General features: G+C 37.2%; 11 protein-coding genes. 7 read left to right on the top strand and 4 right to left on the bottom strand.

The features are described from left to right. Positions 1–243: hypothetical protein (locus FCR06_RS25680; protein ID WP_138504772.1), on the bottom strand; the 243-nt coding region annotated here is incomplete at its 3' end. A gap of 1,094 nt (positions 244–1,337) precedes the next feature. Here FCR06_RS25680 and FCR06_RS25675 point away from each other — a divergent pair. Next, positions 1,338–1,709 carry a hypothetical protein gene (locus FCR06_RS25675; RefSeq protein ID WP_138504770.1) on the top strand — a complete coding sequence of 124 codons (372 nt, stop codon included), beginning with the start codon at positions 1,338–1,340 and terminating at the stop codon, positions 1,707–1,709. Positions 1,710–1,920: 211 nt separating this feature from the next. Here the strand turns inward: FCR06_RS25675 and FCR06_RS25670 are convergent, their stop codons facing one another. Together FCR06_RS25670 and FCR06_RS25665 are read right to left on the bottom strand one after the other, a co-directional pair. Then, positions 1,921–3,075 (bottom strand): glycosyltransferase family 4 protein, encoded by a 1,155-nt coding sequence (locus FCR06_RS25670; RefSeq protein WP_138504768.1) that lies wholly within the window; start codon positions 3,073–3,075, stop codon positions 1,921–1,923. A 37-nt stretch (positions 3,076–3,112) separates the two neighbouring features. After that, a complete protein-coding gene (locus FCR06_RS25665) occupies positions 3,113–4,282 on the bottom strand; it encodes a glycosyltransferase family 4 protein (protein WP_138504767.1) in 1,170 nt (389 codons plus the stop codon). A gap of 490 nt (positions 4,283–4,772) precedes the next feature. Here FCR06_RS25665 and FCR06_RS25660 point away from each other — a divergent pair, with 490 nt between their 5' ends. From FCR06_RS25660 to FCR06_RS25645, 4 genes are all read left to right on the top strand, one after another. Next, complete coding sequence (locus tag FCR06_RS25660) at positions 4,773–6,992, top strand: hypothetical protein (RefSeq protein ID WP_138504764.1); 2,220 nt, start codon at positions 4,773–4,775, stop codon at positions 6,990–6,992. Between the two features lie 448 nt (positions 6,993–7,440). Then, positions 7,441–7,779, top strand: a complete 339-nt coding sequence (locus FCR06_RS25655) for a hypothetical protein (RefSeq protein WP_223280287.1) — start codon at positions 7,441–7,443, stop codon at positions 7,777–7,779. Positions 7,780–7,785: 6 nt separating this feature from the next. Beyond that, a complete protein-coding gene (locus tag FCR06_RS25650; protein ID WP_138504760.1) occupies positions 7,786–8,682 on the top strand; it encodes an alpha/beta fold hydrolase in 897 nt (298 codons plus the stop codon). Between the two features lie 370 nt (positions 8,683–9,052). Further along, positions 9,053–10,000: a 5'-nucleotidase, lipoprotein e(P4) family gene (locus tag FCR06_RS25645; RefSeq protein WP_138504758.1), complete on the top strand. Its 948-nt coding sequence runs from the start codon at positions 9,053–9,055 to the stop codon at positions 9,998–10,000. Positions 10,001–10,206: 206 nt separating this feature from the next. Here the strand turns inward: FCR06_RS25645 and FCR06_RS25640 are convergent, their stop codons facing one another. Continuing rightward, positions 10,207–10,617 carry a hypothetical protein gene (locus FCR06_RS25640; protein ID WP_138504756.1) on the bottom strand — a complete coding sequence of 137 codons (411 nt, stop codon included), beginning with the start codon at positions 10,615–10,617 and terminating at the stop codon, positions 10,207–10,209. A gap of 560 nt (positions 10,618–11,177) precedes the next feature. Between FCR06_RS25640 and FCR06_RS25635 the strand changes: the two genes are divergently transcribed. Further along, the gene (locus tag FCR06_RS25635; RefSeq protein WP_138504754.1) at positions 11,178–11,642 is read left to right on the top strand and encodes a YbhB/YbcL family Raf kinase inhibitor-like protein; all 465 of its coding nucleotides are present in this window, start codon (positions 11,178–11,180) and stop codon (positions 11,640–11,642) included. Positions 11,643–12,171: 529 nt separating this feature from the next. Continuing rightward, positions 12,172–12,381: a hypothetical protein gene (locus FCR06_RS25630; protein ID WP_138504752.1), complete on the top strand. Its 210-nt coding sequence runs from the start codon at positions 12,172–12,174 to the stop codon at positions 12,379–12,381. Positions 12,382–12,459 lie beyond the last annotated feature (78 nt).

Raw genomic sequence — 12,459 nt, 5'->3', positions numbered from 1 at the left:
AAAAACACGGTTGACACTATTATCATTAATAGTTGGCGATTTGTCATATCTGCCTGCAATAATCAGGCTATCCGTGATGGTCAGACTACTTCCAGTCAGAGTTATAGTATCAGCGATGTTATCACTAAACACTCCACTAAAGTTGATAATGTCTCTTCCTGTAAGGGCATTGGCATCCAGAACTGCTTGCCGCAGCGAACCAGCACCACTATTGTTGGTGTTAGTGACGGTAAATGTAGCCATTCAAATGACTCCGATTTTGTTTTAGGTGTATAAATATACGCTCAAAATTTGTCTTTGTAATGCTTTAAGTCTTAGGCATTTTTTGTAGTGAGTTTTATCAAACAACATGAACTATTGCACTGTTGAGAACAGCGCATTGCTAGATGTATGAAAAAGCGATGCCTGCGGTGAGCTACGCTAAAACTCACAGTATTTTTAGTTGTAGCAAAGCCTAAAAATAAGTTGTTTTGCTGCAACTAAAATTCAATTTTTTATTCCTGTTTTGATTTGATTTGGAGAACTTATTTACTTGGGCAACTAATAAGATTACAGACAATAGGTACTTGCAAAAGCAATTATTACTTTTGCAAGAGCGCTTTTTATCTATTGTCTAAGATGTAATTCATGCTGTCACATAATCAGATATGAGGCCTACATAACCCAATTTCTAAATAATTGCTTTCTCACTATCAAGAGTTGTGAAAATATGCCTGAAACTCTGAAAATCGTGTATAGCTAATTATTATAGAAACACAAAGTTTTAATTTAAAATTTTCTGAGAGTTTATTATAACTTTATTATTATGAGAATTCAGTAAAGTTACTGTAAACTAATTCTTGAAAAGTAACCTATAGCAATCCTATTTGAGTTATGAAAAATATTAGTGCGATCGCAAGTGAGCTTGATACTGCTGCAAAAACCAGAAAAGCCTCTTTTTGCCTACCTGTAGTCTTAATGATAAGTCTTTAACAACTGACAAATAAAAAATATCCTATTGCTCGCACTCAACAGGGACCAGTGCGTTGTAAGTGTTCCCCTCGTTGAAGCAACTGCCTCTCATCAGTCCTCAGTCAGCAAGTTGAAGTGGTTGTTATTTCTTGGAGTTCCCTTAATCCTGGGTTAGCGATGCTCTGAGACGGAAAAATTTTAATCAGTTGTGCTAAAATACCACCTTTTGTCTGCTAAATCAATACATTTTTACTATAATAAATATATAGCGTTCACCAATCTTAGTTAAGTGTAAAGCTTGTCAGTGACAGCCTTTGGGAAAATGGATTCCGGGGTTTGTTTTATGCTTAAACATTAAATTCTTGACCTTAGAGGAAAATTATTAGATGATGCAACTGAGTCATTATCCAGGTGCGATCGCTCAAGCTGCCCAACGGGCTAACGAAATAGACTCTGAGTTGATGGCAGTGCAGCACCAAATTAACCGATTTGAAGGCAATGCAGATCGTGTTGCTGCTTTTGAGATGGATTTGAAAAATGATGCTCAACGCAAGGCGCGACGTTTTGAAGTGCTGCTTGTGAATCAGGAATATCAAAAAGCGATGGATACTTTAATCCGCTTGACTGGGGAAAAGGCAAATGCCATCGGTCATTTGGAATATCTGCGTAACCAGTTTAGTGTAGCAAAGTTGGAAGCCAGATTAGCGATCGCTCAACAACTCACTGATTTTGAGTCTCGTGAATTAGTCGGTTTGTAGTTACACCTATAAACCCTAAATTTTCAGCCAGGGCGTTTGATAATTGAAGTATAAATTATGCAATGCCAAAAATCGCCGGACATGATCTCCTTTGTGGAGATGGCCTATAATAATCTGGAAAATTAGGATTAGATATTAGTAGACATCCCCAAAAAAGAATGTAGAGGCATAGCACTGCTATATCTCTACAAGGGTTTTAGATAACCCATATTTAATTTCTGGAGATGTCTAGCACTGATTTAAGTAGTTGAGCAATTTGCTGATTAATAGTTGCGATATCAAAACGCTCACTAGCAGTAATGCTGGCGTTATTAGCTATACTTGCAGTTATTTCTGTTTCCTGAAGACAGGTAGTAATTACTTGTGCAAGTTCTTGGGGTTCTCCTGGTGTGACTAAAAAACCATTAAGTCCGTGTTCTATTAATTCCATCGCACCTCCAGCTTTTGCTGCAACGACAGGTTTACCACATAGCATCGCCTCAACAATCACTCTACCAAAAGGTTCTGGGGACGTGGAGGTATGTGCTACTAAGTCACAAGCTGCCATTAATTGGGGAATATCTGAACGAAATCCTAAAAATTTGACGCGGTTTTCTAGCCCCAATTCAGTAACTTGTTGGTGTAACTGTTGGACATAATCTTGTTCACCAAATAGTGCATCGCCGACTAAAATTGCTGTGACTTCTTGCAGAGATTGGGCAAGCGCAGCAATTAAAATATGCTGCCCTTTCCAAGGTGCAAGACGGCTAAAGTGTCCAACTATAAACTTTCCTTGTAATCCTAAATGTTGCTGCAATTTATTGATGTCAGACTGATGATTTTGATAAATTTTTGGTTCAAACCCGTTATAAACAACTTCGATGATATTTGGGCGTCCTCCTGCTTGCATAAATGCTGCTTTACTAGCTTGAGAATTAGCAATTATTAACGAGGCGAAATTATTAGCTAAGTTAACAGCAATATGAATATTAGTTTGGCTAAAATGTTCTGGAGAAAGAATATCATGTAAATGATAAACCAGAGGACGATGACTCAAAAAACTTGCTATTGCTCCTACAACTAATGCTTTTTGAGTGTTAGCGTAGATTAAATCGTATTCATGCGCTTTTTTAACTACTTTAGTAATTAAAGGTGTAAGTTGTCCTAAACTCTTTAAACCTTGTATCAAACTGCTTTCTTTGCGAACTTGAATCGCTTGAGTTGTGAGAACTTCTACTGGAATACTATTTTGCTGTAGTAAATGTTTAAACGATCCATCTGCAAATAAACCTACTAAAGCATCATGTCGATAGGGTTTAGCAATATCTAGTAAACACAATTCTGCACCACCTGGTTTACCGCTTTGGTCTAAAAAAAGAATTTTCATAAAACTTATATTTATTTAGATAATTTTATTCATATTGCTACTGTAATAGAACATTCCTTACTTGCTGAGCAATTTGATTCCAGTCATAGTGTGTAGTAGCATACTGGCGACAGTCTACTCGTGATGGGATGCAAATATTTCCTAGTAGTATTTGTTCTAATTTTTCACCAATAGCTGATGCATCGGTGGAAGTAGTAATTAAATCAGGTGAAAATTCTGCTAAAATTTCTGGCATTCCGCCGACAGGGGTACATAAAACTGGAGTACCACAAGCGAGAGATTCGATGATTACTAATCCAAAGCCTTCAAAAGATTGACTAGGCATAACAATTAATTCAGCAGCTTGGTAAGCTATAGGCAATTGCTCATCAGGTAAAAAGCCTAAAAATTTAACGTTGTCCTCTAGTCCTAATTCTGTAGCCTGTTGTTGTAGTGCAGCTTGGATGTGACCACGAMCAGCGATCGCTAGCCAAATATCTGGTATTCTGGGCTTAATTATAGCGATCGCTTGTAATAATTTGTCAACCCCAGTTCGATGTACTAAACGGCGTGATGTAAATAGAATCCGACGATTATCAGGCCAGCCTAATTGTCTACAAGCTTCTTGGGGTGATAAATTTGGTTGAAATGAGTTAATATCAACTCCACCAGGAATAACATTAATTTTATTCCACGGTACTTGATATTTTTGATGTAAAATATTGCCAAATGCTTTGCTGAGAACAATAAAGCGATCGCAGCGATTATAAGTCGTTTGTTCTATCAGCCGATGCTTAATTGTCAGACTAAGATTTTTATTAACCACCTCTTGCTTACTCTCGAAAGCCCAAGGACCATGAAAGTTAAAAGTAACTGGTACTCCTTTGGGCAAAATATCTAAAAGAGGAAAGCTGTATAATGCAAAGTGTAGATTAATTGCATCTGGTTTATTTGTTCTGGTTTTCTGGAAGTTTCTGCGAATTGACCATAATCTTTGACAAATATTAGTATCAACAGAGGCTAAGTTAGTCAGCTTAATTGGGTAATTTAGGTCAGCCTGTGGTAAACCAACTCCGCATAATTCAACCTGGTCTTGATTTGCTGCTAATTTATGTGTTAGTTCATAAATATATCTTTCTAATCCTCCGGGATTTTTCGGAAACCAACCTAATCCCAAGGTGAGAATAGATGCAGATGTGGAAGCTAAATTTTCTTTTTTATTTTTCATGAATGCTTATCATACAAATATCTTCAAAGAATATACACATTATCAATAATATTTTTTGAGAGAACACCAATTTATAAACTATTTATATCTTTACGTCAACAAGCAACTTAATTTTGTCTTTTAATTAACTGAAGAATACTGAGTATGATAAATATGATACTTGTTGTTTGAAGAAGATGAATCTTCGATAGCTAAAGGTAAAAAATCTATCAATTAATCAATATGTTTAAATTTAGTATTCAATTTTACTAATATTCTAAAATTGATAGTAGTTATTAATACATTATTTTGTGAAATACATTCACAGTATTTTTATCAATTTAAACAAATTATTTTTTTACTGATTTGCAAAATAATGATTGTATATACAGTTATTCTATTTAGATTGTGAACATCAATTAGAAAAAATATCGTGCAGAGGCACACAGAGGAGATAAAAATCTGAAATATTGGCAAAAATAAGATTCTGTAAAAATTTAAATTAATTTGAATGAAGAAGAAATTAATGATGCAGTTAAAGAGACTCTATCAAGAGTTCAAGCAACAAATTAAAAAGTTATCTAATTTCAGATATTTGCAAAGAAATAAATTTTTGAAATTTTTACTCAGTTTAATTGTGGGAGTGGTGGTTACTACCATTGGCATTACAACAGATTGGGCGACAACTGGAACATCCACACTCACTTATAAAACATCGTGGATAGGTAATAGTATTGGCAGTGGAAATCTGCGGATACAAAATAATATAGAAGCAATGTATGTTGCCCCCGATGGTACAGTCTATACAAATAGCCATTGGGATGAGGCGGCAACAGAAGCAGGAATATATAAGGATGGTAAAATTATTGGTGCTGTCGGTGATACTCACGGTTGGGGACGTGGTGGTGGCAAAGCTGTAACAGCAAATAATAAATATATTTTCATTGCCATGACTCAAGGTGCAATAGGCAATACAAAAGAAGATTATCCATCACAAGGAATAAGTTGGCACAGCGTTAGACGCTATGATTTATCCGGAAAACCTGCACCGTTTGCTGAGGGACGGGGCTGGGATAAAAGTATGTTAATTATCAGCACTAAAAGCGAAGTCACTGGATTAGCAATTGGAGGAAGTGAGTTATATGTGAGTGATTTTGCTGCTAATCAGGTTCGGGTTTATGATACTGACACGATGAAGGAGCTTCGCAGCTTTAGTGTTGCTAATCCTGGTGCAATAACTATTGATAAACAAAAAAATCTCTGGATTATTCAAAACAAAAATGGTAGTAATCCGCCAAAGATTTTATATTATTCCGCAAGTGGAAAGCAATTACCTCAACAGATTGCAGATATCACCGAACCAACAGCGATCGCCATCGATTCTCAAGGTAAGCTGTTAGTAGCAGAAAATGGTTCGCGTCAGCAAATCTTGATTTATGAGATTAAAGAGCAGCCGATACAAGTAGGCAGTTTTGGTTATAAAGGCGGTATCTATGCAGGTATTCCTGGTGAAGTTCGAGATTTGAAACTTTATGGACTTACCGGAGTTGGTACAGATGTATCAGGTAATATCTATATAAATAGTAATGGTTTCAACAAATCAGGAACAGATTTGCGGAAATTTGCGCCGTCAGGTAAACTACTGTGGCGATCGCTAGGTTTAATATTTGTCGATAATGCAGATGCCGATCCGAAGACTGATGGTATAGATTTATTCACAAAACAAGAACAATATCAGATGGATTATAGTAAACCTGCTGGTAAGCAATGGACTTACAAAGCCTATACTTTAAATCCTTTTAAATATCCTCAAGATCCACGTTTGCATACATCGGCTGATGGAACATTTGTGCGCCGCATTCAAGGCAAGCCGTTTTTGTTCCTCACAGACATGTATAGCAGCTTTCTTTTAATATATCGTTTCAATCCAGCTACAGATGGTAAAATCGCCATCCCAGCCGGCATGTTTGTTGGCACTAATACAGATAAAAAATTTCTTGCAGGAAATTGGCCGCCACAGCAACCAGAAAAGGGAGAATGGATCTGGCGAGACAGCAATGGCAATGGCAGATTTGAAAAGAACGAATATGATACCAGTAAAGATTATCCTTATCTCGGTGGCTGGTGGGTAGACAGCAAAGGAGATGTTTGGAAAGCTTTGCGAACCCAAGATGGTACTGCTATCCGACATTATCCTTTAAAGGGAATAGATGCTAAAGGTAACCCCATCTACAGCTACAGCTCGATGGAAAAGCAAACTACTCCTAAGATATTTAACGATTTGCGGCGCATTGAATATTTCCCCCAAACAGATACGATGTATTTGTCAGGCTTCACAGTAGACCGCCCTGCATCCGGTGATGATACCGGAGTTGTCGGATCTGAGATTGCCCGTTTTGACAACTGGAGTAAAGGAAATCGCACCCCCCGGTGGCGAACTGTGATTCCCTACGATACCACCGGCAAACGCCAAGTTTCTACAGCTGCGATGAGTGTCGCGGGAGATTATGTCTTCGCTGTCACAGTTAAAACCGCAGAAGTATATGTCTATAATGCAACCACAGGAGTCCAAGTCCAACAATTAAAACCAGGGCCAGAGGTTGGCAGTGAAAGTGGTTGGATTGATATACCCTACGGTATCCGCGCTTTTCGGCGTTCCAATGGAGAGTATTTGGTATTTGTGGAAGAAAATTGGAAAGGAAAAGTAATTATGTATCGACTGACAAGGTAAGCATTTAAGGGAACTCCAAGAAATAAATTATCCCATTTGAAGTTGCTGACTGATATCATGTTCTGATGAATGCTTATAATTAAGGCTGACGCACAGAGAAATCAAAGCGATGGCTTGGGCAGTCTGAACTTTGGGGGATACGGGGACGCTCTGACGCGGAGAATTTTGAATTATAAGTAATTAAGCGAACTTGATATGATGACTGTTGACTGTTGAGTGTGAGCAGGGTGATATTTTTTATTTGTCAGTCCCTGAAAGCAATATTGCTATATAACTTGATTTCGATTTGATATTCGCAAGCGCTTGAACCTGTCTTAAAGGAGAATTTAGAAGTCAGAACAGAATGCTATTTTAAAGTAGAAAGTAGTTTACTTGAAAGCCTTCGTTATTACCAATGAAACTTTTATGGTTAGTCTTGTCAGGCCTGTTGCTACTAAACACCTCGGCTATGGCTGTTGAGTTTAAAGGACAAAATATTGACGGTCAAAAGCTGCCTGCAAAAGCTTACTATTATGCAACTGGTGGTGTCTACAAAGTTCAGGTACGCTTTCATCACAAACGAGCCACAATTTACTTTAACGACGGCAACCAAATAACTATACAGTTGAAGGGGCAGGTAATCACTGACTCAAATAATATTGAAGGCTTTGGAATACTAGGACAATATCCTCTAAATGGAACATTCAGTGTTGGGTTGGTGTATGGCGATAATTGGCTCGGTAGCAGCGATAGTCAATTACAACAGTCCAATCCGCTCTCTGGTTTGTGGAAAATTAGTTTAGAGTAAATACCAATGTTTCCTAATTTTCTGCCATTACAAGTTAATCAACTAACAGACCCAAAAGCGATCGCTTTCGTCCAAAGTATTCAGAGAATTGCCCTTACAACTTCCCTCAGTCAACACCCCATCCTCACAACCTACATCCACAAAGGTAGGGAAGGAACACCAATTGTGCTGCTACACGGCTTCGACAGTTCAATCCTAGAGTTCCGTTTCCTGTTGCCATTACTTGCTACTCAAAATGAAACATGGGCATTAGATTTGTTAGGTTTTGGTTTTACACAAAGGCAAAAAGAAATAACCTACAGCCCAACTGCAATCCAAATTCACCTTTACAATTTTTGGAAAATTTTAATCAACAGACCGATTACACTAGTAGGTGCATCAATGGGAGGTGCAGCTGCAATCGAGTTTACTCTCACTTATCCTCAAGTTGTAAAATCGCTAGTATTGATTAATAGTTTAGGTTATACTTGCGCTCCCGCCTTCAGCAAATACTTGTTTCCTCCTTTTGACTTTCTTGCTGTAGAATACTTACGTCAACGCCACATTTTGGCATTAAATTTCGGCAGTATTTTTGCTAGCTTTAATCCCAAAATACTTTTGGCTATTCAGTGTGCGATGCTACACCAAGAAATGCCTAATTGGCATGATGCTATGATTTCTTATGTTAAAACTGGTGGTTATATTAACTTGGCAAATAGAATTGCCCAAGTTGATAAACCAACACTGATTTTATGGGGAGAAGCTGATGATATGCTCCCATCTGAAGATGCAGAAAAATTTCAGCAAGATATTGCCAATTCGCGGCTAATAAAGGTCAAAAATTGCGGTCATGCCCCCCAAATTGAACAGCCACAAATGACATATCAATATATTTTACAGTTTGTAAATAATGGTAAATTTTAATTGGTTAAAAAGTGAATGTTTAACCTTCAGTAACAAGTTCAAGCTGTTAAGTTTGCTGAGATTGGCACGGTCAATTACAATAACCTAAATGAAAGAAATCTCAAAGCCAAAAAATTTTCTTTAGGTTTATGGCAAATCTCCACAGCGTCATGCCAGAGCGATCGCTCTTGGTTAATGTTGCTCAAAGCTTCTCCACTAATGCAAATATCGAGTTGTTAACATGTATACATAACACTGAGTATTAAAATTAACTTTATCTAATAAATTTAGGTGACATTTTTTCTCAGTGTGCTATAAGTATATAACTGTACAAATAAATTTGTTAACGACAGGTATTTAGTTAACTAAGTATTAAGGATAAATCCATAAAATGTATCACCCATATTTTAAGTTTATTACATTTTCTACATTATTTACATCAAGTTTGCTTCTTTTAGGACTCAAACAAGACACAGCAGATATTACTAATACACAGCTAAATGAAGAGTCCATACTAGCAATTAATTGGGTACAGCAATCAGGGGAGTATCAAGCTCTGACATACCAAGCTTTCAATGTAGGTAAACTCGTATTTGAGCAAGCCAAAGCTAAAGAAGTACGCAACCCAGCCGTTATTGTTGATATTGACGAGACAGTTCTTGATAATAGTGCTTATCACGCTGGTTTGATTGATACTAATAATACTTTTGAACTAACAACATGGAATAAATGGGTAGCGGCTGCCAAAGCTAAGGCTGTCCCTGGTGCTGCCAATTTTGTAAATTATGTTAATGATAATGGTGGTAAAGTTTTTTTTATTTCTAACCGGGATAAAAGTAGTAAAAAAGATAGCCAAAATAATGATTTAGAAATAGCAACTATCAATAATTTAAAATCAACTGGTTTTAAAGGAGTTAATACTACTACAGTATTATTAAGGGGTGAGTTTAGCAAAATTATTGATGCTAAAGAAAATAGTTCAAAACAATGGCGACGAGAAGCAATAGAAAATGGTAAGGCCGATGGTAAAAAATATACTGTGATTGCTTTAATAGGCGATAATCTCAATGATTTTGATGAGACAGCAGGCAAGAATAATCAACAACGACGCAATCATGTAGATCAGAATCGTCAACACTACGGAATATTTGATGCAGATTACAACAGTAAAGTGATTGAACCTGCATACATTGTTCTTCCCAATCCGATGTATGGTAATTGGGAAACAGGACTGTATAATCCCGAAGTTTTCAAAAAGCAAAGTGCTTTAGAATTGAATCCATCTGAAAAAAATCAACAACGTAAACAAGCTTTAAATTCTTGGTCATCAGGTAGATAACTGATGACTGATGACAGTTGATTGTGAACAGTGGGATATTTTTTATTTCTCAGTTTCAAAGACAAAAAAGCTTGCAATGTATAGATTTGCTCAACATACGAGCAGTAGGCGATGCCTGCGGTGTTAGCCTACGCTACTATTAATGGAAAATTGAGCATACCGCTTGCTGAGTCACAAGTGGATGGGGTGATTTGTTGGGTTGTTATTCAAGATTCGCCCTGTTCTCCTAAACGCTCAGGATTTTGTACGCCGATTAACCGATTCCAAAGCTGATAACTGACCTCAGTCTTCGGTACATACCAGTTATTAGAACCCGCTTCCATACCACCCATTGCTGTAAACTCGTTACGTTGTGGGTCATTCAGGTCAATGTACTTTGCACCTTGCTCCAAGCGACTTCCAACTGGTAGCAATGTAATTTGTTTTAGTTCTTCGTGTGTATAATCTGGGAGTTTGTCATGCAGTTCTTTAATCTCATAGGCATTTAAACCTGCTTTCTCTGGATGCGTTCCTGACGAACCATAATTTTGACCAGCCATAGGTTGTGGATTCAAGTCTTGCTGCCACTCGTCTGGCTGACCATCCGTTGGTTTTCCTTGTTTTTGAGTCTGAGCCATTGAACAATTATCCCTTTGCCTTACTACCAGTACACCTAATTTTGGTTTAGATGCCGACTACTAAAAGAAAGAGGTGAAAGAATGTTTTCTTGCAACAAAATTATTGATACCTTATTAAAAAACTAGTCCCTAGATAGATTTCATCTCAGTACACAACTGATCGGACTTGTTAAGCTATTTAATGCAGAGTAATGATTACTAGTAGATAACCTTTTGTTTGATTAAATACCTTAAATATATAGTTGTTATCCTTCAGTAGGAGGACGCAATTAGACAATAGCTTTCTTAGGATAATAAGGGTTAAAAATTTATCATCGGCTCAAACAGTCTGATAACTACACACAATTAAGGTATTGCAAGTGAGTATTAAGCAGTTACCTAAGAGTTTGACATTTATGAATCATTCGTTGACCCGTCAGCTGTCGATTGTAACGCATATCTCTAATGCTATCGGCAATCAAGTCTAATAAACAGCCTCTTTTGCATTCGCATCAATGCTCAAACTGTGCTACTGCGATGAATTCTTCGATGCAGCTGATTGTTGTTAAAGGAAATACACAATGGGATTAAATATCAAGGATCTACAGATTTATAGCCTTGCATTTACATCTTTGGAACATATTCCAAAACAGTATACTAGTGATGGTGAAAACATCTCTCCTCCTTTGGAATGGAGTGGACTGCCTGCCGGAACTCAACAACTAGCACTGATCTGCCATGACCCAGATGCACCTCTGCCACAAGGTTTTACTCACTGGTTAGTCTACAATATTCCGCCAACAATTAATCAGATTACCGAGGCAGGTGGTAGTAAATTTACTGAAGGCTTGAACAGTGAGAATCAGCCAGGATATACTGGACCTGCTCCACCACAGGGACATAGACTTCACCATTACTATTTTTGGTTGTATGCCCTGGATGCAGAGCTTAACTTAAAGTCAAATATGAACCGTGAGCAACTACTTAATGCGATCGCTGACCATGTGATTGAACAGGCGCGGGTGGTTGGAGTGTATGAGTCCTGACATCTGTATAGTTAGTGTTCAAATACATTTGCTTTTTGAAATTGTTCGGTTGAAGAATTCTTGTTAGGACTGCTACAAACAGAAGTCTGAGTGGCGACTTAGGGTGAGCTGAACTTCACATGTAGCTTTTTGACTATTAATAAATATTAAAAAATATTCAAGCGATCGCCAATAACTATATCTAATAGAATCTTTATGTTAGATCATTTATAGAGGCTCTATTTTTCGTTCAATAGAAACAAACCTTAATTTTTTGTTTCACTGCGTAATTCCTACTTTTTGCCAGAGCTTTACATCAGTTGGCATTCCCTAGCTAAGCCAGGGAACAACAAATAGGAGCATGAAACAATGTTTTGGAAATTTGTAATCAGTGTTTTATTATTGCCCAGCTGCTTGGGATTGGAAATAGCCGCAGCATCTGGAAAAAATCAGTTGCATATGCTACCAATTTCTGAAGAATTAACTGCCCCAATTGTTCAGACAAATGTAAATCCAGATGTCCTAAATTCTTTATATTCCTCAGTTTCAAATGATTCACAAGCTGATACTAAAAATTTCAAACACCGAAAATACCGACGCCACTATTACAGGTATCGTAGACAGTATCATCAAAGGTATAGAAATTATTACCATCAAAGACTTTATTATCCCCAAAATATTTATTATCGGAGACAGTATCACAATCGATACAGAAATTACCATCAAGGAGTTTATAAGCCGCTATACTATCATTATCTGAGAAATTATGACTATCTGCATAGGAATTACCATCACCGTTGCTATTAAGTTAATGCACTGAGATATTGCACTCTTGTTT

Source organism: Nostoc sp. PA-18-2419, assembly GCF_005869855.1.
GTDB lineage: Bacteria > Cyanobacteriota > Cyanobacteriia > Cyanobacteriales > Nostocaceae > Nostoc.
This window is presented reverse-complemented; position numbering and strand designations above follow the sequence as displayed.

What these genes read in the sequence shown, in the direction of transcription:
- FCR06_RS25675 (WP_138504770.1), top strand. Translation starts at nt 1,338, where the DNA reads ATGATGCAACTGAGTCATTATCCAGGTGCGATCGCTCAAGCTGCCCAA.
- FCR06_RS25670 (WP_138504768.1), bottom strand. Translation starts at nt 3,075, where the DNA reads ATGAAAATTCTTTTTTTAGACCAAAGCGGTAAACCAGGTGGTGCAGAA.
- FCR06_RS25660 (WP_138504764.1), top strand. Translation starts at nt 4,773, where the DNA reads ATGAAGAAGAAATTAATGATGCAGTTAAAGAGACTCTATCAAGAGTTC.
- FCR06_RS25655 (WP_223280287.1), top strand. Translation starts at nt 7,441, where the DNA reads ATGGCTGTTGAGTTTAAAGGACAAAATATTGACGGTCAAAAGCTGCCT.
- FCR06_RS25650 (WP_138504760.1), top strand. Translation starts at nt 7,786, where the DNA reads ATGTTTCCTAATTTTCTGCCATTACAAGTTAATCAACTAACAGACCCA.
- FCR06_RS25645 (WP_138504758.1), top strand. Translation starts at nt 9,053, where the DNA reads ATGTATCACCCATATTTTAAGTTTATTACATTTTCTACATTATTTACA.
- FCR06_RS25640 (WP_138504756.1), bottom strand. Translation starts at nt 10,617, where the DNA reads ATGGCTCAGACTCAAAAACAAGGAAAACCAACGGATGGTCAGCCAGAC.
- FCR06_RS25635 (WP_138504754.1), top strand. Translation starts at nt 11,178, where the DNA reads ATGGGATTAAATATCAAGGATCTACAGATTTATAGCCTTGCATTTACA.
- FCR06_RS25630 (WP_138504752.1), top strand. Translation starts at nt 12,172, where the DNA reads ATGATTCACAAGCTGATACTAAAAATTTCAAACACCGAAAATACCGAC.